The 26,049-nt window shown below is 58.7% G+C and carries 21 protein-coding genes; 4 read left to right on the forward strand and 17 right to left on the reverse strand.

The annotated features are described in order from the left end of the window. Window positions 1-47 precede the first annotated feature (47 nt). Window positions 48-959, reverse strand: a complete 912-nt coding sequence (gene mazG / locus ACSYTG_RS10945) for a nucleoside triphosphate pyrophosphohydrolase (RefSeq protein WP_489783208.1) — start codon at window positions 957-959, stop codon at window positions 48-50. Window positions 960-1,098: 139 nt separating this feature from the next. On the opposite strand from mazG, the gene argC reads away from it, so the two are divergent. Together argC and ACSYTG_RS10955 are read left to right on the forward strand one after the other, a co-directional pair. Then, window positions 1,099-2,019, forward strand: coding sequence for an N-acetyl-gamma-glutamyl-phosphate reductase (argC, locus tag ACSYTG_RS10950; protein ID WP_489783207.1), 921 nt, complete (start codon window positions 1,099-1,101; stop codon window positions 2,017-2,019). A gap of 34 nt (window positions 2,020-2,053) precedes the next feature. Next, a complete protein-coding gene (locus ACSYTG_RS10955; RefSeq protein WP_086646287.1) occupies window positions 2,054-2,785 on the forward strand; it encodes an SDR family NAD(P)-dependent oxidoreductase in 732 nt (243 codons plus the stop codon). A gap of 272 nt (window positions 2,786-3,057) precedes the next feature. Here ACSYTG_RS10955 and ACSYTG_RS10960 read toward each other — a convergent pair whose 3' ends face one another. From ACSYTG_RS10960 to acuI, 6 genes are all read right to left on the reverse strand, one after another. Further along, on the reverse strand, window positions 3,058-3,255 hold the full coding sequence (locus ACSYTG_RS10960; protein WP_165925530.1) for a hypothetical protein: 198 nt from the start codon (window positions 3,253-3,255) through the stop codon (window positions 3,058-3,060). A gap of 14 nt (window positions 3,256-3,269) precedes the next feature. Then, entirely contained in the window at window positions 3,270-4,406 is a 1,137-nt protein-coding gene (gene cydB, locus ACSYTG_RS10965) for a cytochrome d ubiquinol oxidase subunit II (RefSeq protein WP_086646288.1), read from the reverse strand. A 14-nt stretch (window positions 4,407-4,420) separates the two neighbouring features. After that, window positions 4,421-6,013, reverse strand: coding sequence for a cytochrome ubiquinol oxidase subunit I (locus tag ACSYTG_RS10970; protein ID WP_354857638.1), 1,593 nt, complete (start codon window positions 6,011-6,013; stop codon window positions 4,421-4,423). A 39-nt stretch (window positions 6,014-6,052) separates the two neighbouring features. Further along, entirely contained in the window at window positions 6,053-7,774 is a 1,722-nt protein-coding gene (gene cydC, locus ACSYTG_RS10975) for a thiol reductant ABC exporter subunit CydC (protein ID WP_489783206.1), read from the reverse strand. Then, window positions 7,771-9,468 carry a thiol reductant ABC exporter subunit CydD gene (cydD, locus tag ACSYTG_RS10980; RefSeq protein WP_489783205.1) on the reverse strand — a complete coding sequence of 566 codons (1,698 nt, stop codon included), beginning with the start codon at window positions 9,466-9,468 and terminating at the stop codon, window positions 7,771-7,773. Before cydD ends, cydC begins: the two co-directional genes overlap by 4 nt. Window positions 9,469-9,879: 411 nt before the next feature. Further along, the gene (gene acuI / locus ACSYTG_RS10985; RefSeq protein WP_489783204.1) at window positions 9,880-10,854 is read right to left on the reverse strand and encodes an acrylyl-CoA reductase (NADPH); all 975 of its coding nucleotides are present in this window, start codon (window positions 10,852-10,854) and stop codon (window positions 9,880-9,882) included. 201 nt (window positions 10,855-11,055) lie between these two features. Between acuI and ACSYTG_RS10990 the strand changes: the two genes are divergently transcribed. Continuing rightward, window positions 11,056-12,378: a hemolysin family protein gene (locus ACSYTG_RS10990; RefSeq protein WP_086646291.1), complete on the forward strand. Its 1,323-nt coding sequence runs from the start codon at window positions 11,056-11,058 to the stop codon at window positions 12,376-12,378. 141 nt (window positions 12,379-12,519) lie between these two features. Continuing rightward, window positions 12,520-12,963, forward strand: a complete 444-nt coding sequence (locus tag ACSYTG_RS10995; protein WP_489783203.1) for a glycine zipper family protein — start codon at window positions 12,520-12,522, stop codon at window positions 12,961-12,963. Between the two features lie 202 nt (window positions 12,964-13,165). On the opposite strand, the gene ACSYTG_RS11000 is transcribed toward ACSYTG_RS10995, so the two are convergent. The 10 genes from ACSYTG_RS11000 to trpB all read right to left on the reverse strand — a co-directional run bounded on the left by ACSYTG_RS11000 (window position 13,166) and on the right by trpB (window position 25,891). Further along, a complete protein-coding gene (locus tag ACSYTG_RS11000) occupies window positions 13,166-14,905 on the reverse strand; it encodes an OprO/OprP family phosphate-selective porin (RefSeq protein WP_253528186.1) in 1,740 nt (579 codons plus the stop codon). Window positions 14,906-15,063: 158 nt separating this feature from the next. After that, the gene (pstS, locus tag ACSYTG_RS11005; protein WP_233129108.1) at window positions 15,064-16,050 is read right to left on the reverse strand and encodes a phosphate ABC transporter substrate-binding protein PstS; all 987 of its coding nucleotides are present in this window, start codon (window positions 16,048-16,050) and stop codon (window positions 15,064-15,066) included. Window positions 16,051-16,227: 177 nt separating this feature from the next. Then, a complete protein-coding gene (locus ACSYTG_RS11010; protein WP_489783202.1) occupies window positions 16,228-17,487 on the reverse strand; it encodes a sensor histidine kinase in 1,260 nt (419 codons plus the stop codon). A gap of 30 nt (window positions 17,488-17,517) precedes the next feature. Then, on the reverse strand, window positions 17,518-18,213 hold the full coding sequence (gene phoB, locus ACSYTG_RS11015) for a phosphate regulon transcriptional regulator PhoB (RefSeq protein ID WP_086646402.1): 696 nt from the start codon (window positions 18,211-18,213) through the stop codon (window positions 17,518-17,520). Between the two features lie 251 nt (window positions 18,214-18,464). Further along, window positions 18,465-19,754: an adenylosuccinate synthase gene (locus tag ACSYTG_RS11020; protein ID WP_489783201.1), complete on the reverse strand. Its 1,290-nt coding sequence runs from the start codon at window positions 19,752-19,754 to the stop codon at window positions 18,465-18,467. A gap of 69 nt (window positions 19,755-19,823) precedes the next feature. Further along, window positions 19,824-21,008, reverse strand: a complete 1,185-nt coding sequence (locus ACSYTG_RS11025) for an ATP phosphoribosyltransferase regulatory subunit (RefSeq protein ID WP_086646297.1) — start codon at window positions 21,006-21,008, stop codon at window positions 19,824-19,826. Window positions 21,009-21,059: 51 nt separating this feature from the next. Then, the gene (locus ACSYTG_RS11030) at window positions 21,060-22,541 is read right to left on the reverse strand and encodes a helicase HerA domain-containing protein (protein ID WP_086646298.1); all 1,482 of its coding nucleotides are present in this window, start codon (window positions 22,539-22,541) and stop codon (window positions 21,060-21,062) included. Then, window positions 22,538-23,803 (reverse strand): TIGR03862 family flavoprotein, encoded by a 1,266-nt coding sequence (locus ACSYTG_RS11035; RefSeq protein ID WP_489783320.1) that lies wholly within the window; start codon window positions 23,801-23,803, stop codon window positions 22,538-22,540. Before ACSYTG_RS11035 ends, ACSYTG_RS11030 begins: the two co-directional genes overlap by 4 nt. A gap of 13 nt (window positions 23,804-23,816) precedes the next feature. Then, entirely contained in the window at window positions 23,817-24,650 is an 834-nt protein-coding gene (trpA, locus tag ACSYTG_RS11040; protein WP_086646300.1) for a tryptophan synthase subunit alpha, read from the reverse strand. Next, window positions 24,647-25,891 (reverse strand): tryptophan synthase subunit beta, encoded by a 1,245-nt coding sequence (gene trpB, locus ACSYTG_RS11045; protein WP_095349628.1) that lies wholly within the window; start codon window positions 25,889-25,891, stop codon window positions 24,647-24,649. The genes trpA and trpB overlap by 4 nt, the downstream gene beginning before the upstream one ends. Window positions 25,892-26,049: the final 158 nt, after the last annotated feature.

Genomic DNA, 26,049 nt, shown 5'->3' on the forward strand with positions numbered 1-26,049 from the left:
CCCACAAACCAGAACGGCTGGAGGCTTTGCTCCAGCCGTTCTGGTTTTCAGGGCTTTTCAGTCTGCTTCACCGCATTCCACACGGCGTCCAGCTTCTCCACGCTCTGGTCCTGCATGCTCAGGCCATCCTGCGCCAGACGGGCTTCCACCGCCTCGAACCGGCGGGTAAACTTGTCACAGGCCTGGCGCAGGCAGGCTTCCGGGTCCAGCTTCAGGCGGCGTGCAAGACTGGCGACAGAAAACAGGACATCGCCCAGTTCATCCTGCATTTTTTCCCGGTCATTCTTCTGCATTTCCACCGCAAACTCGTTTATTTCCTCATGTACCTTGTCCAGCACACCGGAGACATCGGGCCAGTCAAACCCGACACGGGCCGCACGGGATGCCAGTTTGGAAGCCCGCAGCAGGGCGGGCAAAACAGGCGGCACACCCGCCAGCGCACCGGGGCGCTGCGCTGCCTGCCCCCCGAATTGGGCCAGACGTTTGCGCTCCTGCTCCTTGATTGCCTCCCACTGCCCCGGCATGGCACGTGCGGACAGTTCAGCCGCTACGGGCTGGGGTTGAGCGGCATTCCCCAACACGTCCTTGCCAAAGGTAACGTGCGGGTGCCGACGGATCATTTTTTCCGTAACAATTTCCGCTACATCGGCAAAAGCGAATTTCCCCTCCTCTTCCGCCAGTTGCGCCTGATAGACCACCTGCAACAGAAGATCCCCCAGCTCATCAGGAAAAGCCTGCCAGTCCTGCCGCTGAATAGCATCGAGCACCTCATAGGCCTCTTCAATGGCATAGGGGGCTATAGTCTGGTGTGTCTGCTCGCGGTCCCACGGGCAGCCTTCCTCCGGGTCGCGCAGACGCGCCATAAGAGCAAGCAGCCGCTCAATATTCTGCGCGGCCTTGTGCCGGTTCTGCACGGCATCCACAGGGGAGGTTGCGGGGGTTTGTGCTCTGCTGGTCATGCTCTCTGCCTGTTCTGGTGGCCTGCCGCGCGGGCAGCGCGGGACTTTATGTGTTAAACATTGTGCCATAATCCTGTGCCGCGTCTATGCGCTTGCAGGCAGAAAGCCTAACCTACCGCCAGAATCAGAAGAGGAAGGCATGACACAGAAACCCGTTATCTTCATTGATGGCGAAGCAGGCACAACAGGGCTGGAAATACGCGAGCGCCTCTCGGCCCTACCTGTTACGCTGTTTTCAATCGACCCCGCCCGGCGCAAGGACCCGGCTGCCCGCAAGGACGCCATGGCCGCAGCCGATCTGGTTGTTCTGTGCCTGCCAGACGATGCCTCGCGCGAGGCCGTGCATATGGCAGCAACTCTGGGTGATGCCGCCCCCCGCCTGCTGGATGCCAGCACCGCTTACCGCACGGACCCGGCATGGGTTTACGGCTTTCCCGAACTGGCAAAAGGTCAGGACCGGGCCATTGCCAGCGCACTGCGTGTGTCCAACCCCGGCTGCTACCCCACGGGGGCCATTGCCCTGCTCCGCCCACTGGTAGATGCCGGGGTGCTGGATGCCCGCTACCCGGTATGCATTAACGCAGTTAGTGGATACTCCGGGGGTGGCCGCAGCATGATTGAGGCGCACGAGCATGAAGGCGGGCCAGCGTTCGAGCTGTATGGGCTCAGTCTGGAACACAAGCATGTGCCCGAAATCCACCAGCACGCCAACCTTGCGCGGCGTCCGGTTTTTGTGCCTTCGGTCGGGCATTTTGCGCGGGGAATGATTGTTTCCATCCCCTTGCACCTGGATGACCTGAAAGGCCATATAACCGGGAGTGATCTGCATACCATTCTGCACGAACACTATGCCGGACAGGCCCATGTGCGGGTTATGCCGCACGAACCCAAACTCTCGGCCGAAGCTTTGGCAGGGAGCGACAACATGGAACTGCGTGTGCATGCCAGCACCCAGAACAGGCAGGCCCTGCTAACGGCTCGGCTGGATAATCTGGGCAAAGGTGCATCTGGCGCTGCATTGCAGAACATCAGCCTGATGCTGGATTTGAACGACGCCTGAAAACAGGCATGAATTTTGAAAGGTTTTAACGATCATGAGCAATCGAGTTGCTATTGTAACCGGTGGTAGCCGGGGCATTGGCGCCGCCATTGCAGAAGCTCTGGCAAAAGATGGGTACGATATTGCCATTTCCTATTCCAGCAGTTCGGGCGCTGCTGAAAAGGTAGCGGAAAAAATCCGCGCCATGGGCCGCAAGGCGCTGACCATTAAAGCCAACAGCACGACAGTTGAAGGCAACCGTGAGGTCATTGCCGAAACCATTATTGCCTTTGGCCGTATTGACGCGCTTGTGTGCAATGCCGGCACATACCCCTACGGCCCGATTGATGAAATGACGGTCGCACAGATTGAAAACATTCTGAACCTGAATGTGCGTGCCGTTATGGTGGAAACCATGGAAGCCGTAAAACACATGAAGGAAGGCGGGCGGATTATTTACATCGGCTCCGCTTTTGGTGCACGCGCGCCCTTCCCCGGCATTTCGCTTTATGCTGCCACAAAGGCGGCTTTGCGCGGTTTTGCCAAAGGCGTGGCACGCGACCTGGGGAGCCGTGGCATTACGGCCAACGTAATCGAACCAGGCCCGATCCACACCGACATGAACCCAGAAGATGGGGAAGGTGCTGCCCTGATCAGCAGTTTTGTTGCAACCGGTGCTTACGGCAAGGTAGATGACATTGCCGCCATGGCTGCTTTTCTGGCAAGCCCCAAGGCATCCTACATTACAGGTGCCGCCCTGCCTGTTGATGGCGGACTGGAAGCCTGATCAAACCCGTTATTCCTTAAACTTCTATAAGGAATAATGGATTTTATAACCCACCTCTATGCCCTACGCATGGAGGTGGGTTTTTTACGTACCCATAAAACAAAACAGCCTGCATACCAGAGGTATGCAGGCTATTCCTTTGTGAGACTTCCCTGATGCTCGAATTACAGGCTAGGGAAACATCCTTCTTATAACAGAAAATGCTATTATATAAAACGATAAATACAAAAATGGCACAAAAAATATAATAGCCTCCAGATCTCCCATCATCGTCAGAACTCCCCTTCCGAGACAGACGCATCTGCCTGCGCATCAAACAGGACGCCACCGGCGGCTGCGACCAGAATAATCATGACCGTGCCAACCGCCCATGCAAAATACCAAGGCCCCTGGTCACCCACAAAAACGGCAAACAGAAGAGCCACTACCAGAGCCAGACCCAGCCCCGCAAAACGCAGCAATGTGATCATGCGCCCTCTCCTTTTCAGTAACTATGCGTATCTTTGATGATATCCGCCGTGTGAACTTTCCCGCGCATAACGTAATAGCACCAGGACGTGTAACACAGGATCAGCGGCACAAAGATCAGGGCCACGGCCAGCATGCAGGTCAGGCCGTACTGGCTGGCTGAGCTGTTCCAGATTGTCAGGCTCTGGTCCGGGCGTGTGGTGGACGGCATGAAGAACGGGAACATGGCGGCCGCAACCGTACCAATTGTACCCACCCAGGAGCCAAGGCCCATCCACCAGGCCACATGGGAGCGGTTAGCCAGCACAAGCATGACACCGGCCAGCATGCTCACCACACCGAGCACAGGCAGCAGCCACAAAACGGGGTGTGCTGCATAGTTGTGCAGCCAAGCCCCAACCTGCACACTGACCTGCTGCCCCTGCATGGGGTTTGCAGGCATGGCAGGGTTCCCCTGCTCAAGCACAAAACCCGGCATGCCGCGGATCCATACGCCACCGGCAAGGAACAGAGCAACTGCGGCAAGCCCCGCACGGCTGGCATAGCGCCGCGCCCGGTCGTGAATGGGGTTCTCAGAGCGGATCATCAGCATGACACCGCCTTGCATAACACTCAGGCAGACCGCCATAAGGCCGCACAGAATGGCAAAGGGGTTAAGCAGATAAGCCAGAAAAGACCCATCCTGAAAATACTGCCCGGTCCAGTTAAAGTGGTACCCCACACCTTGCAGAATATTGCCAAAAGCTGCGCCGTAAACAAACATGGGCAGGAAGCCCGAAACCAGAAAAACCCAGTCCCAGCTTGCACGCCACAGGCGGGCATCCACCTTGGAGCGGTATTCAAAAGCTACGGGCCGTAAGATCATGCTGAACAGCAGCAGGATCATAACCACATAAAACACCGAAAAAGACGTGGCATACAGCGTGGGGAACGCCGCAAAAATGGCACCACCACCCAGAATGAACCAGACCTGATTACCATCCCAGTGCGGGCCAATGATGTTGAGCGCAGTGCGGCGCTCCCCATCCGTGCGCCCCACAAAGCGCAACAGGGTGCCCACCCCCATGTCCATGCCCACCATCAGGCCAAGCCCGATCAGCAGCACACATAAAAGGCCAGCCCATATAAGCTTGAGAACAACATAAATATCCATGATGCAGGACTTCCTTAATGCGCCACAACGGACAGGTGTGCGGGGTCTGCATCTTCATGCGGACCATGCGCCTCTGGCCCCAGCCGGGCGAACTTGAACATCAGGTAAAGCTCAACCGCGATGAATATGCTGTAAAGCACAGTAAACCCGGCCAGTGAGAACAGCATGTAAGACACGCTATGCGTGGAAGCAGACATAAAGGTTGGCAGGCGGTCAAACACCGTCCAGGGCTGGCGGCCAGCCTCAGCCGTAATCCAGCCAAACTCGGTTGCCAGAACCGGCAGGGGGATGGACCACATGCACAGCTTGAGGAACAGCGGGTTACGCTCCAGCTGGTTTTTCAGGCTCAGGTAAGACGCCATGGCAAACAGCACGAAAAAGAACACGCCCAAAAACACCATCAGGCGGAAAGACCAGAAGGTTACAAAAACATTGGGCAGAATATCGGGCTTTGTCTGATCAATAACGCTCTGGAGCTGCTCGGGTGCAATAGCGGTTACGTCCTGCCCCGGTGCATGGCGGGTAGCAAGCAGGCCATACCCCATGTCGTTCTGGTGAGCACGGAACTCCTCCAGATCGGCCGCCTGATGGTTTTCCTCATACCGGCGCAGGGCACTTACGGCTGTAATGCCAGAGGCAATGCGCGGAGCGGCGGCATCTTCAAGTTCGATCATGCCGGTAATGGGCGTGTTAAAGCTGTGCGTGATCAGGGGCGTGAGCACAAAAGGCACCCCGATTTCAAACGAGCTTTCCTGCTTTTCATCATTAGGCAGAGCCGCAATAATCCAGGGTTCATACGGCGGCTTGCTGGTGTGCCACAGCCCTTCTATGGCTGCGATCTTGGTCGGCTGATGTTCGTAGTCCAGACGGCCCAGCACATCCCCCAGCGTAATAACGGCAACGGTGGAAAAAATACCAAACAGTGCTGCCATCCGGAAAGAGCGCGCAGCAAATTCCCGGTGCTGCTTACGCAGCAGATAGAACGCACTGATCCCCATGACAAACAGAGATGCCGCCACATAACCCGCAACCGAAGTATGCACGAACTTGGCCTGTGCATCGGGGTTGAAGACAACGCCTACAAAGCTGTCAAATGTCATACGCAGGGTTTCGGGGTCAAAATGTGCGCCGTTGGGCATGTTCATGCTGGCATTGGCCACCAGAATCCACAATGCAGACAGGTTGGAACCCAGTGCCACCAGATAGGTAATGGCCAGATGCGCAGGTTTGCTCAGACGGTCCCAGCCAAAAAACATCAGCCCGACAAAGGTGGATTCCATAAAAAAGGCCATCAGCCCTTCAATGGCCAGAGGTGTGCCAAACATATCCCCGAAAAAGCGGGAATACATGGACCAGTTGGTGCCGAACTCAAACTCCATGGTCAGGCCGGTTGCCACACCCAGAGCAAAGTTGATGCCAAACAGCTTGCCCCAGAACAGGGTCATGTCCTTGTACACCTGCTTGCCGGTTACGACGTACACCGTCTCCATGGCCGCGAGCATAAAGGTCAGTCCCAATGTCAGGGGGACGAACATGAAGTGATAAAGGGCCGTTAACGCAAACTGAAAACGCGAAAGGTCAACGACCGTAGGATTAATTAAGTCCATTTTTTTAACCTTATTACAGAATAGAAGCGTTTTTCACTTTCAGCTCTTCATGTCGCTCCCTCCTCCGGGGCGAAAACACGCGTCCTCCACCCTGATAACCCTGTGCATGAACGGAAGCACCGCCTGCCGGTGGGTCATGCATACAATGGTTGTCTGCTCACACCGCTGCACCAGCGCGGCCATGAGGGCCTGCTCCAGAGCGGCATCCAGCCCTTCGGTTGGTTCGTCCAGAACAAGCCATGGAGTGCCGCGTAGCAGGGCCTGAGCCACCGCCACCCTGCGCGCTTGCCCACCGGAAAGGCGCAGGCCATCATTACCAACCCAGGTTTGCAAACCCTGTGGTAAAGACTGAATGAATTGTGTGAGCTGTGCCGTTTCCAGCACATCTGCAAGCTCCTGCTCCGTAGCGTGGGGGGCTGCCAGCAGAAGGTTGTCCCTTAATGTGCCCGCAAACAGATGAAAGTCCTGTGCGGCTACACTCACAAAAGCGGCCATATCTTCCGCACGCAGTGTACCAACATCCACACCGCCAAAGCTTATGCTGCCGCTATCGGGCGCATAAAAGCCAAAGAGCAGGTTGATCAGGCTGCTTTTGCCAATACCGGATGGCCCGACCAGCCCTACATGCTCCCCCTGACGGATGGTCAGGTTAGCATTCTGTAAAACAGGGCTTACAGTTTTCGGGTATGCAAAGCTCAGGTCGCGCACCACCAGATCATACGGTGCGTGTGGAAGGTCTGCCCCCTGCACCACAGGCCGCGGCGTACTGGGGGGGCAGGCTGCATCCAGCCGAATGGTCGCAAGCTTTGCCTGTGCTGCGGCCTGCCGCGCCAGTGGCAAGGGGGCTGCCACATCAAAAGCTGCCAGAACCCCCAGCACCAGCATGGGCACTTCCGCAATACTCAACTGCCCTGCCCGGCAGGCGTTAACCGCCAGAACCAGAACCCCCAGAGCCGTGGCAAACGTGATAAGGCTTACCAAGCCGCGGGCAGCACTTTCGAGCACATCCAGCTTCCAGCATGCCCTATCCATTTCGGCCTGCTGCGCCTGCCACTGCCCTGCCCGGCTGCTGGCGGCATCCAACAGCAGATATTCCCCCATATTCTGGAGTGTTTGCGCCAGCTCCGCCTGAATGTGGCTCTGTTTTTCCGCCTCCCTCCGTACCAGCCGGTCCATGGCGGGGCCAACCAGCAACGGCACCAGAACACCGCCCAGCAACAACCCTACAGCCAGAAGAGCTGCCGCGGGGAGCGTAAAGCAGGCGAACACACCCACAAACACCACACCGCACAGCAATGCACGCAAAAAGGGGAGTGCGACATCTGTATAATATGCCGCCACTTTGTCCGTATCCGAGACAAAGCGCCCCAGCAGGTCCCCTCCCTGCTGGTCCATCAGCCCGGCGGGGGCAAGCGGAGCAAGGCGTGCATAAACCCATGCGCGCAAATGTCCGCCCAGACGGAGTGCACCATCATGCGCCACAACCCGCTCCAGATAGCGGGCTATAATGCGGACCATGGCAAAAAACCGCACACCCGTTGCTGGCAGCACAATATTGAAGGCCCGCGCAACGGCTTGCCCACCCAGCCCCGCAACCGCAGCCCCCGCCAGCAGCCAGCCTGACAGAAAAAGCAGCCCAAAGCTGGCCAGTGCCGCAGCACAGGCAAACCCCACCCCAAGGGCAAGACGCCAGCGCAGCCCCACCGAAAGACGGAAAAAACCCTGTGCACCACCGGCCAAAGAATCTTGTGGCATGCTCATGCAACAGTCTCCTTTTGTACGGGAACACTCTCTACCGTGCCGCCAGCCACGTGCAGCAGCGCATCTGCCCGGTCAGCCAGTGCCTGCCTGTGGGTTGCAACCACAACAATGCGCCCAGCCACACACCGGCGCAGGGCGTTGGCCACATGCAGTGCGCTCACTGCGTCCAACCCTGCTGTGGGTTCGTCCAGCACCAGAACATCCGGGTTTTGCAGCAAGGCCCGCGCCAGAGCCAAACGGCGGACCTGCCCGCCAGACAGGCGGCTACCCCGTTCGCCTATATGCGTTTCAAACCCTTCAGGCAGGGCTTCTATGAACCCCAGCGCATCTGCCAAGGTGGCGGCTTGCCGCAGCTGCTGCATATCCGCCCCCGGTGCACCCAGACGCAGATTATCGGCCACAGTGCCAAAAACCATAAGCGGGTGCTGCGGCACGCACGCCATACGTACGCCATGCAGCGGCATGGACTGCCCCGAGGTATCGTAGGCGCCCAAGCTCCCGGCAACAGGTTGTAAAAAACCCAGCAGAGTATTCAGCAAAGTGGTTTTACCCGCACCACTGGCACCGGTTAAAACCGTCAACTGGTTCCGGGCAAAGTGGCAGGTCACGTGCTGCAAAACAGGTGCGCCATCGGGGGTATGCACCTCAAGCCCGGAGCAGACCAAAGTGCCAACGCCCCCTGCGGGCAGGAGGGCTGGCAGTGTGTAACGCTCTGCCTGTGCAGGCAGGGCAAACAGTTTGCCCATATGCTCCATGGCAGCCTGAGCATTCTGCCGCGCATGATAGCTGGCAGAAAATGTGCGCAGCGGCATAAAATACTCTGGAGCCAGCAACAGAACCAGAAAAGCAGACCGGAAATCCGCCATGCCAGCCAACAGGCGCGTGCCAAAAACAACGGCAACCAGTGCAATGGACAGACTGGAGAAAAACTCCAGTGCAGCCGATGTGAGGAATGCCACCTTCATGACAGACAGGGTGGTGCGCCCATGCGCATCCGCCAGCCTGGCAATACGGTCCAGACTATCCTGCGTGCGACCAAACAGGCGCAGGGTTTTTAACCCCCGCAACGCATCCAGAAAACTCCCGCCAAGCAGGGATAGTTCCCGCCACCGCCGGTCCATAATGGTTTGCGCGCCGTAGCCCACAAACACCATAAAAACCGGCACAAGCGGGCCAGTGCAGGCAAGCACCAGAAAGCTCCACCCATCCACCCCCGCTACCACCGCCAGAATAAGCAGCGGCAGAACCACCATCATGGCCGCAGACGGCACATACCGGGCAAAATAGGGCACCAGCGCACGGGCACCCTCCGTAAAGGTGGTTACGACCTCCCCTGCGGGCACACCTGCGCAAACCACGGGCCCGGCTGCAAACAGATGCGCCAGCAGCTTGCCCCGAACATGACCAGCCACCCGCAGACCTGCCTGCGTTCCCAGAATGTCGGATACAAAACGTGCCCCAACCTGCCCCACAAGACAGACGAGGATGAGCCCAAACACAGAAAATTCCGTATCCAGCCCACGGCCATGGAACGCCAGATCGTCCACAAGATGGGCCAGAAGAATAAACTGACACACCAGTAGAACAGCCGACACACCCCCAACCACAACAGAACCAAGCAACCAGCCGCGCACCTGGCGGGCCAGTCCCTTGGTCATATCTGCGCCGTGTGCTCGGGCGGGTGTGGCATCCATGGCTCAATACTTACATAATTTACTTAACCGTTTTGTTAGTTACATTTATATGTAACTTTCGTCAAGAGCGCCATGAAGTTGAGAATTTTCTCAACTCCCTAAAGGAAATACTCTTTTCTCAACGAGGAGAAATATTTTTGAATATTTTTCATGATAGAATTTAAATATAATTAAAATCTCCCATAAACAAAAATAAATATGGGGGTATATTTTAAATTAATATGGTTCTGGTTTTATTATTACAAACAAACCATCATTTTATTGATTTTCCTATTATTTTGCACCGAATTAACTATTCCAAACCCTTGCACATCCGTGCAAAAATCCGAAACAGTTACACAAAACAATAAATTATCACACACTTAAAAAGGCAGCTCTAACCGCCAGAACTGCCTTCCAAAAAGCCGCGACTCAGGGCACCTCAACCACAAGACGACCTTTTATTTTGCCATCAAGCAGGTCTGTGGCCGCAGTTATGGCGTCTGACAGGGGGATAACTCGAGTCATTTCCGCCAGCAGGTCCTTATTGACCAACAAGGCCAGACGCTCCCACATATCCTGCCGGACCGTTTTGGGGCACATCACGCTATCTATCCCCACCAGCGTTACGCCACGCAGAATAAAGGGAGCGACAGTGGCGGGGAACTCCATCCCCCCCGCCAGACCGCAGGCGGTTACCACGCCCTGCGGTTTCATTGCGGCGCAGACAGAGGCCAGAACTTGCCCGCCCACCACATCCACCGCCCCTGCCCAGCGGGCTTTTTCCAGCGGGCGGGAAGGCATTTCAAAATGTGAGCGCGCCAGCACCTCGGAAGCACCCAATTTTTGCAGGTAGGGTTGCTCTTCCAGCCGGCCGGTTACCGCCACAACCTCATACCCCAGCCGGGCCAGAAGCATAACCGCCACACTGCCGACCCCACCCGTTGCACCCGTCACCAGCACCGGGCCGGAACCGGGCTCCACACCTTCACGCACCAGTGCCTGCACGCACAGCATGGCCGTAAAGCCCGCCGTGCCCAGTGCCAGAACCTGCTGGGCATTTAACCCCTGCGGCAAAGGCAGCAACCATGCGGCGCGAACACTGGCTTTTTGCGCAAGGCCGCCCCAGTGCTTTTCGCCCACACCCCAGCCATTCAGCATAACCTGCTGCCCGACTGTAAAATCGGGGCTGGAGGAGCGCTCGACCACGCCTGCAAAATCAATCCCCGGCACCATTGGCCATGCCCGCACCACAGGACCACGCCCGGTAATGGCCAGCGCGTCCTTGTAGTTCAGGCCCGACCAGTGAACACGGACTGTCACCTCCTCGTCCAGCAAGGCATTTTCGGGCAGTTTCCGCAGAGCAGCCGGCTGGCCTGCTTCTTCAAGGTAGAGCGCATCAAACATCTGTTTTTATCCGGCCAAAGAGAACAACACGGCACACTAGCCTTTAACCAACGCCCGCAAAGCCCTTCGGTCCCGCACTGACAGAGTTTTGAAGTTCCGCGCACATCATACGTGACATAAAAAATACAATTGGAATCACGCTGGTCAGCGACTCACTTTTTGTTCATACTGTGGCATCCTAACAGTATAGCGGACGTTCTCTTGCTCCTGTTCATAATGGGTCTGCTGACCCTTGTTCTGCTTATCGTGATCAGCATCCTGATCGCGCTTTCCGAAATCTCCTTTGCCGCCGCCCGGGAAGTCAGGCTCCGCAGCCGCGCAGAAGCAGGAGATCCGCGTGCCCAGGCGTTTCTGGCACTCCGCCGCAATAGCGGGCAGGTCATAACCGTTATCCAGATCTGCCTGAACGGCGTGGGGATTATGGGCGGTATTGTCAGCTCGGAAATGCTGTCTCCCCCTCTGGCTGATTTTTTCACCCAGTGGAATCTCTCCGACTGGTGGGCGCAAAATCTGGCCTCCACCCTCAGCTTTATTTTTGTCACCGGCATGTTCGTGCTGTTTGCCGACCTGCTGCCCAAACGGGTCGCCATGAACAACCCGGACAAGGTAGCCCTTGCCGTAGGCTGGTTCCCACGGCTGGCCTTGCGGATTCTCTACCCGGTTGTCTGGATTTTTTCCAAAATTTCCGATGTGGTGCTCAAAGCGCTCAAAATCCCGGCTGCCTCGGCAGTCGAACCCGTAACGCCAGAAGACCTGCACGCCATTCTGGCGGCGGGCACGGCCTCCGGCGCCCTGCTCCAGCAGGAACACCAGATGATCGAGAACGTGCTGGGTCTACAGGACCGTTCCGTTACATCCGCCATGACCCCACGGGACGAGATCATTTTTCTCGATATTCAGGACACGCCTGAACACAACCATGAAAAAGTGCGCATGGAGCCTTATTCGCGCTACCCGCTGTGCAATGGCGGGCTGGATAAGGTTATTGGCTCCATCCGTGCGGAAGACGTTCTGGCCTCGGTCGTGGACCCCTCCACAGCACCCTCCGGTCGCCCACACTCCAACCCCATTGCCCGCATGCGACGGGACGTACCCTCCGTGCCGGAAACGCTGAACCTGTGGGACACACTGGCCCAGTTTGACACATCGGGCGTAGGCTTTGCGCTGGTGGTCAACGAATACGGACTGGTTGTGGGGCTGATCACCTTCAAGGACATCATGGGCGTGCTCATGGACGGACTGGCCAGCCCGTTTGAGGAACAGGCCATTGTCCAGCGTGATGCCAACTCCTGGCTGGTGGACGGCGCTGCCCCCATTGGGGAAGTCATGCGTGAGCTCGACATTGCAAACCTGCCCGACCATGAGCAGTTTGATACAATCAGCGGCTTTATCATGCACCGCCTGCGCCGTATGGCCCGCAAGACCGACAGGGTAGATGCAGCGGGCTTCCGGTTTGAAGTGGTTGACGTGGAAGGCTTCCGCATCAACCAGCTCCTGGTCACGCGGCTTAATACCGCACTCTAAAGCCTGCGCCTGAAAAGGGGGAACAAGGCCTGCCAGTTCTGGCGGTCTTGTTCCCCCTTTTTCTATTATTCCTATACTACCAAAAAAATGACATACTTCTCTCACGTTAACATCATCCAATACAACTTGGAGTAAAGTGAGATGAAGTTTACAGCACTCCCCATTGCTTTTTTGCCTGTTCTTTTACTGGCTGGCTGTGCGGAAACCCCAATGGGCCCAACCACGCAGGTCCTCCCCGGCCCGGGTAAGGAATACGGGCAGTTCCTGCAGGAACAGAACTTCTGCCGCTCTCAGGCTGCCGCCTCTGTACAGGGGCAGGCCGAACGCCAGAACCATAAAGCCATTTATGGTGGTCTGGCGGCAACCGCTCTGGGTGCCGGGCTTGGAGCTGCCGCTGGCGGTGGAGCCGGTGCGGGCATTGGGGCTGCTGCAGGGGCCATGGGTGGCGGTCTGGGCGGGAGCCTCTATTCCAACAACCAGCAGGGTGGCATTCAAACGCAGTATAACAATGCGTATGTGGCCTGCATGATTGCTTACAAAAACGTCCTGCCCGCTCCCCAGCCTGCTTACGGCTACGTTCGCTAAAACGCCCAGCTTCTGCCGGGGATACATCCGGCAGAAGCCGTGTGTTGGTAAACCGCTTACTCCATACGCGCGGTGTTACTGAAAGACCCACCCTTGCGGGCGGGTTAAAAAATACTTTCATACCTGTGCATAAAAAAAGGGCCATTCGAAAGAATGGCCCTTTTCCACACTGAATATCTGACACAGGCCAGAGGCAGAAGCTTTAGAACGCAGCCTGCACACGTGCAGCGAAGGAGTTGCCATCGCGGCCTGCATTGTTCCAGGTAGAAGCGCTCATGCCACCACCCGTAGCCGTGCGGGAAACAATGAAGTGGTTGAAGTCGAGCATGAAGCGGAAGTGGCGGTTGGGATACCAGTTGATACCACCGGACCACACGGTTTGACGGCCACCACGAATATCAGCCGAAACATCGCTGAAGTCGGTGACACTGTAACGGCCCGTAATTTCGAGCGCGCCCCAGTAACCGCGTGAGGGGTCGAATTCGTGTTCAACACCCGGTGCGCCGAATGCACCTTCCTTGATGTTATATTCACGACCTTTGCCAAACAGGGTGTAGTTGGCAGAACCATAATAACCCTGAAGGTGAACGGTTTTCTGCGACATCGCTTCCGTCACACCCGTAATCGGCTGATTGCTGCGGTTGACGCCAATATTATAGTATTCGCCCTTGAGCACCATTTTCTTCCAGCGGAAGCCCAGTTCCGGACCGGCAGACCAGACAGATGATGCGTTGTTGATTGTCGCGCCAATCAGGTTGGTGCTGGTCAGGTTAACTTCAGGCGACTGGCTGGGACCATAAGACTTGCTGCACGAAGCGGAACCCGCTTTGCAGACTTCTGCCACCTTGAACGCGCTAATGGCGGAAATACCAACATGCACATCAATATCTTTGGACATGTAGGGACGGCCCGCCGCACGGAAAGTGCCGCCCGTCTGGCTGTTAACAATCCCGTTGTAACCATAATTATTGGTGCTGGCACTTGCATTGCCGCTACGCTGGCCAAAGCTCTGGCCTGTAAAGTAAGCAGCAATCCACCAGCGTTTTTCGTAATGTAGACCACCAAAGCTGAAGCGCGCATCCCCTGCCGCAATCTTACGCACGGCATCGGTAATGGCGGGACGTTCCATCATTTCGAAGTCGTTCGAGCTTTCGGAATCTTCTTCCGTCACGCGCGGCTGGAAGTAACCGACTGTCAGGATCGTGTTGTGCAGCCCCGTGTAGTTCAGGTTTGCTTCATACAGGGTCTGGTCAGTGCTCGCACCGTCTGCACCACCGGCACCAAAGTCTGGCGTTACGTTAGCAACCCAGTCTTTGTAACGGAAGGTGAAGGGGATACGGATACGACGGGCGTTTTCGGTAAAACTGTTGAAATCACCATTTGTTTCCCCACGACGCGGACCACCGCCGAGGAAGCCGCCAAAGTCTTCATGGAATGCCAGACCAACCGAGAAGCCATACGCACCATCTTCAGATGAAACCGTAAAGCGACCTTTGGGGAAGCCGACAATCATGCCGCCAACGCGTACTTCTTCATCAGAAGCCGTGGCAGCCTTGAAGTCTTTCCAGGACATGGTGTCACCACGGTCAGACGGGGGAGTGCCCACGCCAGACAGGGGTGCAACCTTTTTCATGGGTTCCTGCTCGCCGAACTGCACGTTCGGGTCGTAGTTCCCATCGGCAACATGCGTGGTGTGGCGGCCGTGGCCAGCTGCCTGACCCATGCGGCCTTTGGTTGTGGTTGCATCGCTTTTAGCCAGCTGATGCTTGAGGGTGACGATCTGCTGCTGCATATCCCGACGCATCTGGGACATTTCCGCACGCAGCAAACGGATTTCGGAATCCTCAGTGGAAGCCGCCTCGGCCACAGGAGCGATTCCAGCCAACATAAAAGACGTTAGAGCAACAGAAGAAAAAAGCGAGTTACAGCGCATTGTGGCCATTCCATGATAAGAACGATGAGGAGTGAATAACCCGCCATAACTTTTTTGTGCGTGATGCTTCGGTGATGGTTTCGTTACGGAATTATGAAAAAAAGCGGCCCGTTTCGGGGCCGCTTTCCAATAAGCTCAAATACGCAGTGAAAATTATAAACGGCTGATTATTTGCCGCTTTTCCATGCGGACATAATGCTGTCCTTAACGGTTTTGGGCAGCGGAACGTAATCCAGCTTGGTGGCAACGCTATCACCGTTATTGAAGCTCCAGCCAAAGAACTTCTGCACAGCCTGATCACGGTCAGCATTACGGGCAGGCACGGGAACCAGCACGTAGGTTGCAGACATGATCGGCCAGGCTTCCTGACCATCCGTATCCAGCAGGTTCACAGCAAAGTGGGAAGCGTGGCTCCAGTCTGCTGCCTGCGCGGCGTGGGAGAAGCTGTTCATGCCTGCTGCAACGCTGGCACCTGCATGGTTGCGCAGGCGAACAGTGGTCAGGTGGTTGCGGCTTGCATAGGCATATTCCACATAACCAATGCCACCTTCGGTGTTCTGCACGGTTGCGGCAACGCCGTCATTCCCACGTGCACCCAGACCACCGGGCCAGCTGATGGATGTGCTTGCACCGTAGTTTTCCTTCCAGGAGGAAGAAGAACCGGCAAGGTAGGACGTGAACACAAAGGTTGTGCCCGAACCATCTGCACGATGAACAGGTGCAATGGCCACGTCTGGCAGCTTAACACCGGGGTTCAGCGCAACGATCTTGGGATCGTTCCAGGAGGTAATGGTGCCTGCATAGATTTCGGCCAGCACATCACCGCTCAGCGTGATCGTGTCGGGCTTGATCCCGCCGGGGATGTTCACAACCGGAACAATGCCACCCATAACCGTGGGGAACTGGAAGAGGTGGTTGGTTTCAAGCTTCTGGGCATCCATCGGCGCATCGGATGCGCCAAAATCAACCGTGCCAGCCACGATCTGGTTCTGGCCTGCGCTGGAGCCAACGCTCTGGTAGTTAACGGTCACGCCCGTAGCGGACTTTGCAACCGCGCCCCATGCCTCATAGATCGGAGCGGCAAAGCTGGAACCTGCACCGGTCACGCTCTCGGCCCGAGATGCTGCTGGAAGTGCCGTAAGGAAGGTGGTCATGACGGCCAGACACATTCCAGACCTGACTGAAAAACGCATGTTGGTTTTTTCCCTGAGCCAATTGCAAAAGCTTACGGCCACAAAAACGTGCCGTGCTGTTCCGGGTTAAAGTAAATCAGAACAGAATGGTGTTATGCTTTCAGGACAATTGAATGACGGTTTTATGACACTGCGGACCTAGCTGAGCAGCGGCAGCCATATCCGGCAGGCCGTGCCTTCGCCCACCGTGCTTTCCACAACAAAACGCCCATCATGGCGGGCCAGAATCTGCTGCACAATGGCCAGGCCCAGCCCGCTACCCTGCACACTGGCAGCCGTTTTGGCCACGCGGTAGAACCGTTCGGTCAAACGGTTAAGGTGCCGCGCGGGAATACCCGGCCCCGTATCCGTAACGCTCAGCACCAGCCCCGGCTCGGCAGGCCAACCGACATTTTTGGCAGCCCGCGCACAGGAAACCGTAATGCCCAGCGGCTCCCCATTACGTTTACCCCGATCAAACATCCCATATTTGAGCGCATTTTCCACAAGGTTCATCAGCACCTGCAATAGCTGGGCCTCATCCCCCTGCACGCAGAGTTCCTGCGCATCATCCGCCTGCACCTGAAAACGAACAGGCTTGCCCGCGATCAACCCTGCGGCTTCATCCGACAAACGCTTGAGCAGTTCGGCAATGCCTATTGTTTCCTTGGGCCTGTGGTGCTCCTGCATCTGCACTCTGGACAGGTAAAGCAGCCCGTCAAGCAAACGCTGCATGCGCTTGGCCTGCTCGGACATAATACCCAGAAACTCTTTTTGAATAACCGGATCATCCGCCGCAGGGCCTTGCAGGGTTTCTATGAACCCCAATAGGGAGGCCAGTGGCGTGCGCAGCTCATGGCTGGCAAAGGCCACAAAGTCCGTATGCTGCCGCTCGGCCAGAACGGCCTCGGTCTCGTCATGCAAAGCAACAAAGACCAGCGTTGTCCGGGACGAAAACGCTCCCCCCCCCTTACGGTACCCTGCGGGCAGAAAGGCATCGGGCACGGTTTTCTTCTGCAACCATGCCCGCACAACGCGGTAATGGGGAATATCCAGCACAATCAGCGCTTCAGCCGGTTGCTGGTCTTCCTTTTTTTGCGCCAGAAGCCTGTCCACCGAACTTTGAAAAGCCGGGTGGCGGATAATGCTGCCAAGGCTGTTTGTGAACTGCCGCTTAGCCTCGGGAGAAATCACACAGGGCAGGCGTGTGTCGTTCAGCACCAGCGTTGCCGCTGGCAGGGAGGCCATAACCTCGTCCAGTGTTACTGCGGAGGCAGCGTCACGCCCAATCCGGGTTTTCTGCCGTTCCGTGTCATCCGGCAAAGGTTCAAAATGGCCCGAGCGGGCGATAAACAGCGGCAAAGCCGCCAACGCGCCGCCCCCTGCCATACCGCAGAGTGCTGCCAGCCAAGCGTGCATGATCAGCCGCCCCTTTTTGCGGTGTGTTGCTTAGTCCGGGTCCTGCACTTTATCCAGCGCATAGCCACGGGCCCGCACGGTGCGGATCAAATCCACCCCGCCCCCTTCGTTCAGGGTTTGCCTCAGGCGGCGGATATGCACATCCACCGTGCGCAGCTCGACAAAGGAACTGCGCTCCCATGCGTGTTTAAGCAATTCCTCACGCGAGAAAACCTGTGCCGGGTGCAGCATCAGGAACTCTAAAAGCCGGTATTCCGTTGGCCCCAGAGACAGCAGGCGACCATCACGCTCAACCTTGTGGCTCACCCGGTCCATGACCAGTGTATCAAACCGCAGGGTTTTATCAGCCGGGGGAGCCCGGCGCAAAATGGCTTTGACCCGGGCAAACAGCGCATCCATGCTAAAGGGCTTGACCAGATAATCATCCGCCCCTGTATCCAGCCCACGAATGGCGTCTGCTTCCTCGCCACGGGCACTGAACATGATAATGGGCAAGGCTGCCGTTCTGGCCTGCTCGCGCAAGCGGCGGCAAACTTCCAGCCCGGAAATACCCGGCAGCATCCAGTCCAGCAGGATCAGGTCCGGCCGACGTTGCCGAACATACTCCAGGGCTGCCTCTCCGTCCGCCGCGTGGCGAACCATGTAACCCTGTTTTTCCAGATTGTAGCTAACAAGCCGGGCGAGTGCCGGGTCATCCTCAACAACCAGAAGATCTGCCTTATGCATACCAGAATGCCTTTTAAAAACCTGCACCTAGGATATGACGCGCAGATGACAAAAAACAACCGCCCGTCTGCCCCAAACCCCGCGCAGGCCGCATTATCCCCCGCCGCACCCCCATAAAAGCCGCCATTCACACAGGAAAAACCGCTTTATGAATGTTTTATGACCCACCCTTAAAAACAGCAGACCCCCAACAAAAAAGCCCCAGCGCAAAGGCCGGGGCTTTAAAGGGCTTGTCATAAAGCCGTCATAAATCAGTCTTCAAACGGGTCACGCACCAAAATGGTGTCATCCCGGTCCGGGCTGGTGGACAGCAGGGTTACAGGTGCCCCCACCAGTTCTTCCACACGGCGGACATACTTGATGGCCTGCGCGGGCAGGTCTGCCCAGCGGCGGGCACCCTGTGTGGTTTCTTTCCAGCCTTCAATCGTCTCATACACCGGGCGCACACGCTGCTGTGCGGCTGAACCGGACGGGAAGCGCTCTATCTTCTGGCCATCCAGCTCGTAACCGACGCAGATGTTGATCTCGTCCAGCCCATCCAGCACGTCCAGCTTGGTCAGGGCCAGCCCGTTAATGCCACCCACCCGCACAGCGTGACGGACCAGAACCGCATCAAACCAGCCACAGCGGCGCGGACGCCCCGTAACCGTGCCAAATTCATGCCCGCGCTCACCAAGGCGGCGGCCAATGCCGTCATGCAGTTCGGTCGGGAACGGCCCCTCACCCACGCGGGTGCAGTATGCCTTGGCAATACCCAGCACAAACCCCGCAGCAGACGGCCCCATGCCAGCCCCCGTGCCCGCATTGGAGGCAACAGTGTTGGAACTGGTCACAAACGGGTACGTCCCGTGGTCCACGTCCAGCATAACGGCCTGCGCACCTTCAAACAGGATACGGCGGCCATTGCGGCGGGCATCGTCCAGAATGTCCCATGTTGCGGCCATGTAGGGCAGCACCTTGGGGGCAACATCGCTCAGGAAGGTAAGCAGGTCTTCCTTGGAGAAGGTCTCCGCACCAAGGCCTGCCAGCAGGGTGTTGTGGTGCAGGAGCAGTTCGTCCAGCTTCCAGTCCAGCGTTTCAGGCTCTGCCAGATCGCACAGACGGATGGCACGGCGGGCCACCTTATCTTCATACGCAGGGCCAATGCCGCGCCCTGTGGTGCCGATCTTGCGGTCGCCACGGGCTGCCTCACGCGCACGGTCAAGCGCACCATGCACGGGCAGGATCAGGGGCACGTTTTCAGCAATTTTCAGGGTTTCGGGCGTAACCTTCAGCCCCTGTTCGCCAATGCGGGCAATTTCAGCCAGCAGAGCCTGCGGGTCCACCACAACGCCATTGCCGATAATGCCCAGCTTACCGCTCACAACGCCTGAAGGCAGGAGCGACAGCTTGTAAACCTGATTGCCAACCACCAGCGTATGGCCGGCATTGTGACCACCCTGAAAACGCACCACCACGTCGGCCCGGCTGGCGAGCCAGTCAACAATTTTGCCTTTGCCTTCATCGCCCCACTGGGCGCCGATCACGGTTACGTTGGACATAGACGGTCTGCTCCTGAAAAAAACTGCCTGCTGGTCAAAAAGAAAAAAATCGCACCCAAGGGCAAGCCCTCAGGCCAGATCCACCCGCTGAGTGCCTGAAAGAATGATGCCACAGCCCAAATGCCGCGCCTCGGCCTCGGCCTGCGCTCCGGCTGCAAAGCCCCGCACCGTGGCGTATCCCTGCGAACGCAAAGCTGCTGCTTCCTGCCTGCTGGCATCTGCTGCCAGATACACGCGTGCGCGGGCTGGTGTGGGGGGGATCATGCGGAACAGCACATCGGGGCGCAGGGTTAACCCACAGGCCGGTTCGTTATCATTGCAAAGATAACGCCCGCCACGCCCCAGCTCTTCCGAGCGGCCGACGGCAAACAGGGTTACGCATACGCCGGTATGGTACTTCCAGCCCCGGAACTCCACCGGGTCCACGGTCATGCGCAGGTCCGGGCAGATTTCGCGCACGGCTGCAACCGTATCAATCAGCCGGTCCAGAACAATGCGGGCCTTGGGGGGCAGGGTCAGTTCTGCCAGTTGCGCCACAGTATGTTCGGCAGCCCCGGTTGCATCCAGCAGGGCAATAAGCGTGGCGGCCAATGCACCCCCATGCTGGGCCACGGCGGCGGCATCCTTGCGGTCAAGCGCGCGCATAAGTGCCGGGCGCTGGGCGGCGGGCACACCGGCCTCTTCCAGCAGGGCGGGAATAAAGGGAGGCATGGTCAGGTCGAAGGAGACATCCTTCACACCCAGGCGCATAAGCGCTTCTGCCCCGATGGACATGACCTCGGCATCTGCTTCGGGGGAATCCGGGCCGATCAGCTCTATGCCGGTCTGCATGATCTGGCGGCTGCTTTCCTCCGCTGCCACAGGGGCCACCACAACACACGGCCCGGCGTAAGAAACACGGAGCGGGCGCGGCGACCCGGCAACGCGAGTCGCGGCCATACGGGCGATCTGGGGGGTAATGTCTGGGCGCAGGACCATCATGCGCCGCGTATCAGGGTCCATGACCCGGAAGCACTGCTCCGCCAGAGCCACCCCTGCACCGGCAAGGTAGGTCTCCTCAAACTCCATAAGAGGCGGGCGGACGCTGTCGTAGCCGTGGGAGGCAAACACATCCATAAGAGTGGCCACACCCCGCGCTTCCGTTCGGGCATCGGGGGTGAGCAGATCTACAAAGCCAGCAGGCAGCAGGGCCGGGCTAAAGGGCGGGTCGTCCGTCATGCCTCGGGCTATAGCACTCCCCGCTCCGCCCGTCATGCCCGCGGGCGTGTTCTTTTGCGCCTTTTGCCCACAAAACAGGCGGACTGGTCAGCTATCGGCCATACCGGGCAGTGTTTCCCACCCTGTTCCTATAAAGGTCAGCACCCGCCGCCCCATGCCATCGGCCCGCAATACGAGCAGATTCTGGTCCTCCAGCCATGCCAGCAGGCGGCGGGCACGCCCGGTGGAAACCGTGCCATATACCTTGGCAATCTGGGCGTCGGACGGGCATGGCGTGCGCTCAATGGCCGCGCGGGCCAGGAACAGAAAGACCGCCTGCAAATCTTCCGGCAGGGACGATGCGCGGCTTTCGGCCTCCTGCCACTGTGTGGAGGAGGAGGTATCTTCGCTCACTCCGCTGCGTGCTGTGGCCAGCGCGCGGTTGAAGCGCCGCAGGTCCAGCGCATTGCGCCCCAGCCCGGCAATACGGCAACGCACCAGAAAGTCCTGATACAGAACGGGCACGGGCCTGAAGGACGAATCCTCATCCTCCATCATGTCACGCAGGATGGCGGTCATGCGGGCTTCGCGCTCGGCCTGGGTTTCTGCCGTATCTTCCTCCTGCTCCTGCTCGGCCTGCACACTGGCCTGTGCCTCCCCGTGGGCAGCAAGCTGCGTCAGCAGGTCGGGGGCGGAAGGAGCGGGGGCCTTGCGCTGGCGGGCGGGCAGGTCATGCACCGGCACGGGGGCCAGAATAAGCTCGTGCACCGGCGCGGTTGGCGGCTCAAAGGGGGCAAGCACCGGCCCGGCCGAGCGACTTTCGGTTTCCACCGCGCCAATACGGACCGAAAGCGGCCTGCGGCTCAGGGCCGGACCAAGGGCGACAAACGTGCCACGTGCGAGGTCCCGGAACGCTTCGGCCTGCCTGCGCTCCATACCCAGCAGGTCGGCAGCACGCGCCATGTCGATATCCAGAAACGTGCGACCCATCAGAAAGTTGGAGGCTTCCGCCGCCACGTTCTTGGCCAGCTTGGCCAGACGCTGCGTTGCAATAATACCGGCAAGGCCACGTTTGCGCCCACGGCACATCAGGTTGGTCATGGCGCCAAGGGAAGCCCGGCGGGCCTCGTCCGATACTTCGCCCGCTGCGGCGGGTGCAAACAGCTGGGCCTCGTCCACCACCACCAGCACAGGGTACCAGTGCTGGCGCGGCACCTCGAACATACCGCCCAGAAAAGCCGCCGCCCAGCGCATCTGCTGGTCCGCATCCAACCCTTCCAGGTTCAGCACAACGGACGCGCGGTGCATGCGCATGCGCTCCCCTGCGGCGTGCAGGGCCATTTCTGAATGATCGGCACCATCTATGACCAGATGGCCGAATTTTTCAGCCAGACTGACAAAATCGCCTTCGGGGTCAATAATGGCCTGCTGCACCATACGGGCAGACTGCTCCAACAACCGCCGCAGAAGATGCGACTTGCCCGACCCGGAGTTCCCCTGAACCAGCAGACGCGTAGCCAGAAGTTCGCCAAGGTCCATCTGTGCCGGACCGCCCCCCGGCACCTCCCCCATTGTAATCATGCTGTTCATGGTTGGAGGGGATACCGCCTTGCCCCACCCTTGCGCAACCATGCCTCTGCCCCCTTTGCCGCCGCACGGCCGGTGGCAAGGCAGGCATGGAGCAGGTAGCCCCCGGTCGGGGCCTCCCAGTCCAGCATCTCGCCCGCAACAAACACACCGGGCAGCGCCCTGAGCATAAAGGATTCGTCACACGCCGCCTGCGTAATCCCTCCGGCGGTGGAAATGGCGCGGACCAGCGGCTCTGGCGCGTAAAAAGTAACGGGTACGGCCTTGATCAGGGCTGCCAAGGCACGCGGGTCTGCTGGCAGCACGTCCTGCGCCTCCCGCAGCAGTGCTACGGCTGCGGGGGCCAGCTTTATGGCCTTGCGCAAGCGATTGCTCAGGCTCTCCCGCATTCGGGTGGCGCGCAGCCTGTCCTGCAGGTCCTGTTCGCTCAGGTCGGGGCGCAGGTCGCACAGCACGGTTGCCTGCCCCTGCGCGGTTATGGCCTGCCGCACGGCGCGGGAGAGTGCATAGAGCGCGCCCCCTTCCATGCCTGTACGAGTCAGCACAATTTCACCCCGTACACGCCTGCCTTCAAATGTCAGGGCTACAGGTTTTAGGGGGGTGCCGGCAAAACGCTCGGCAAAAAAGGTGGACCATGGGGTGCAGAACCCGCAATTGGCAGGCTCTAATGGGGCCACATCCACCCCACGCTGTTGCAGCAGGGGCACCCAGCCACCGGAACTGCCAAGCCGTGGCCAGCTTGCCCCACCAAGGGCCAGCACTACGGCATCTGCCGCCAGTTCAGCCTTGTGGGATGCTCCCTCCCCTGCCTGTTGCAGGTTAAACAGGAGCTGTTCATGCGCCCCCCACCCCAGCCAGTCCGCACGGATCTGGAAGGTCACGCCAGCGGCATTCAGGCGGGCAAGCCATGCCCGCAGCAGGGGGGATGCCTTCATCCCCACGGGAAAAACCCGGCCAGAGGAGCCAATAAAGCTCTCCTGCCCCAGCCCTGCCATCCAGTCCCGGATGTTCTGCATGGTCCACGCGTCCAGCGCGGGCCGTAGCCAGGAGCTGGCCGGGCCATAGCGCTCCAGCACCGTTCCATGCGCTTCGGAATGGGCAATGTTCAGCCCACCACGCCCAGCCATCAGAAACTTGCGGCCAAGGCTTGGCATGCGCTCCATAACCTGCACACCAAACCCGCAGTCGGCCAGGTATTCGGCTGCGGCAAGCCCGGCCGGGCCACCGCCCACAACAACAATACGCTGCTTATTGGTCATGGGCAGTCACGGCCGCATGTCATTCCGGCTGCTGGCCCGCAGCACGGACTGCCTGTGCCAGACCACGGATCTGCTCCAGCACACGCGGCAGGGTCTGGGGTGTGGCGCGCCCCTGTTCATCCAGCGTTTGCGCCAGTGTCGCCAGCAGGGCCGAGGCCACAACGGCCCCATCGGCAATGCTGGCAGCCTGCGCGGCCTGCTCGGGCGTGCGAACGCCAAAGCCAATGGCTATGGGCAGGTCTGTGGCGGCACGTATGCGGGGAATAGCGCCAGCAAGGTCATGCGCACTGGCCGAGCGGGTGCCCGTAATGCCCACAATGCTCACATAATACACAAAGCCAGATGCATGCCCCAGCACATACTCCAGACGGGCATCCGGCGTGGTGGGGGCAACCAGACGAATGATGTCCAGCCCCGCAGCCTGTGCGGGAGCGGCGATAACCGCGCCTTCCTCGGGGGGGAGGTCAACCAGAATAAGCCCATCCACCCCTGCGGCGGCGGCATCCTTGCAGAAGCGCTCGTAACCGTAGGATTCAACCGGGTTGACATACCCCATCAGAATCACCGGGGTTTCATCATCCCCTTTACGGAATTCGGCCACCATATCCAGCACGCCAACCAGCGTGGCACCGGCCTTGAGCCCGCGCAGGGCGGCAGCCTGAATAACCGGACCATCGGCCGACGGGTCGGAAAAAGGCATGCCAACTTCGATCAGGTCGGCACCAGCCGCTGGCATGGCACGGAACAGCTCCAGAGAAGTCTCCCGGTCCGGGTCATACGCCTCCAGATAAGGGATGAGCGCACCACGGCCTTGGGCAGCAAGGGCTTTAAAACGGGCGGCAATACGGCTCACAGCGAGACTCCCAGATGTTCGGCAACAGTAAAGATGTCCTTGTCCCCCCGGCCGGACAGGTTCACCACCAGCAGTGTGTCCTTGGACAAGGTGGGAGCAATCTTGGCCGCATAGGCAATGGCGTGCGCCGATTCGAGCGCGGGAATAATCCCTTCCAGCTTTGTGCAGAGCTGAAAGGCTTCCAGCGCTTCGGTATCGGTCGCACCCACGTATTCCGCGCGCCCTATATCGTTCAGCCAGGAATGTTCGGGGCCGACACCGGGGTAGTCCAGCCCGGCGCTGATGGAATGCGCCTCGTCAATCTGGCCATCCGCGTTTTGTAGCAGGTAGGTGCGGTTGCCGTGCAGCACACCGGGGCGGCCACGCTCGATGGAGGCAGCGGTTTTGCCACTATCCAGCCCGTGGCCTGCGGCTTCCACGCCAATCAGGCGCACGGACACATCATCAAGGAACGGGTAAAAAATCCCCATGGCATTGGAGCCACCCCCAATGGCGGCCACCACCACATCGGGCAGGCGGCCTTCGGCGGCCTGCATCTGCGCTTTGGTTTCTTCCCCGATCACGCTCTGGAAATCACGCACCATGGCGGGGTACGGGTGTGGGCCAGCCACGGTGCCGATCAGCATGTAGGTGTCGGCCACATTGGCCACCCAGTCCCGCATGGCTTCGTTCATGGCGTCCTTGAGCGTACCGGCCCCAGCCGTTACGGGCACAACCTCCGCCCCAAGCAGGCGCATGCGGAACACGTTTGGCTTCTGCCGCTCCACATCGGTAGCACCCATGTAGATCACGCATTTCATGCCAAACAGGGCGCATACGGTTGCGGTGGCCACACCGTGCTGGCCGGCCCCGGTTTCTGCCACAATGCGGGTGCGACCCATGCGGCGGGCAAGCAGGATCTGCCCCATGACGTTATTGAGCTTGTGCGAACCGGTATGATTGAGCTCTTCACGCTTGAGGTAGATTTTTGCCCCCCCAAACGCTTCGGTCATGCGGCGGGCGAACCATAGCGGGCTGGGCCGACCGATATAATCGGTCTGGTAATATACCAGTTCCTTATGAAAAGCGGGGTCGGCCTTTGCAGCCTCGTACGCCTCATTCAGTTCCAGAATAAGCGGCATGAGCGTTTCGGCCACAAAGCGGCCACCGTACCGGCCACCAAAATGACCGTGCTCATCAGGCTGCTGCCTGAAAGAATTGCTCTGCGCCGCTGCGCCGCCGTGTTCGATCGGGTTCGCCATTAGTCGTTCTGCCGCTCCTTTAACCCCATGGCGCGCCCTGCTGGGGTGCCACATGTTTTGTTCTTTTCAACTGGCAAAATGGCTTACCAGATGCGCCGCCGCATTGCACGGTCCCGCGTGGTCATCTTGCCATAAACCCAACAAAGGCGTCATACTTG

It is taken from the genome of Acetobacter sp. ESL1128, from assembly GCF_058505085.1.

Coding starts and splice junctions, on each gene's coding strand:
- mazG (WP_489783208.1), bottom strand. CDS start 959: ATGACCAGCAGAGCACAAACCCCCGCAACCTCCCCTGTGGATGCCGTG.
- argC (WP_489783207.1), top strand. CDS start 1,099: ATGACACAGAAACCCGTTATCTTCATTGATGGCGAAGCAGGCACAACA.
- ACSYTG_RS10955 (WP_086646287.1), top strand. CDS start 2,054: ATGAGCAATCGAGTTGCTATTGTAACCGGTGGTAGCCGGGGCATTGGC.
- ACSYTG_RS10960 (WP_165925530.1), bottom strand. CDS start 3,255: ATGATCACATTGCTGCGTTTTGCGGGGCTGGGTCTGGCTCTGGTAGTG.
- cydB (WP_086646288.1), bottom strand. CDS start 4,406: ATGGATATTTATGTTGTTCTCAAGCTTATATGGGCTGGCCTTTTATGT.
- ACSYTG_RS10970 (WP_354857638.1), bottom strand. CDS start 6,013: ATGGACTTAATTAATCCTACGGTCGTTGACCTTTCGCGTTTTCAGTTT.
- cydC (WP_489783206.1), bottom strand. CDS start 7,774: ATGAGCATGCCACAAGATTCTTTGGCCGGTGGTGCACAGGGTTTTTTC.
- cydD (WP_489783205.1), bottom strand. CDS start 9,468: ATGGATGCCACACCCGCCCGAGCACACGGCGCAGATATGACCAAGGGA.
- acuI (WP_489783204.1), bottom strand. CDS start 10,854: ATGTTTGATGCGCTCTACCTTGAAGAAGCAGGCCAGCCGGCTGCTCTG.
- ACSYTG_RS10995 (WP_489783203.1), top strand. CDS start 12,520: ATGAAGTTTACAGCACTCCCCATTGCTTTTTTGCCTGTTCTTTTACTG.
- ACSYTG_RS11000 (WP_253528186.1), bottom strand. CDS start 14,905: ATGGCCACAATGCGCTGTAACTCGCTTTTTTCTTCTGTTGCTCTAACG.
- pstS (WP_233129108.1), bottom strand. CDS start 16,050: ATGACCACCTTCCTTACGGCACTTCCAGCAGCATCTCGGGCCGAGAGC.
- ACSYTG_RS11010 (WP_489783202.1), bottom strand. CDS start 17,487: ATGCACGCTTGGCTGGCAGCACTCTGCGGTATGGCAGGGGGCGGCGCG.
- phoB (WP_086646402.1), bottom strand. CDS start 18,213: ATGCATAAGGCAGATCTTCTGGTTGTTGAGGATGACCCGGCACTCGCC.
- ACSYTG_RS11020 (WP_489783201.1), bottom strand. CDS start 19,754: ATGTCCAACGTAACCGTGATCGGCGCCCAGTGGGGCGATGAAGGCAAA.
- ACSYTG_RS11025 (WP_086646297.1), bottom strand. CDS start 21,008: ATGACGGGCGGAGCGGGGAGTGCTATAGCCCGAGGCATGACGGACGAC.
- ACSYTG_RS11030 (WP_086646298.1), bottom strand. CDS start 22,541: ATGAACAGCATGATTACAATGGGGGAGGTGCCGGGGGGCGGTCCGGCA.
- trpB (WP_095349628.1), bottom strand. CDS start 25,891: ATGGCGAACCCGATCGAACACGGCGGCGCAGCGGCGCAGAGCAATTCT.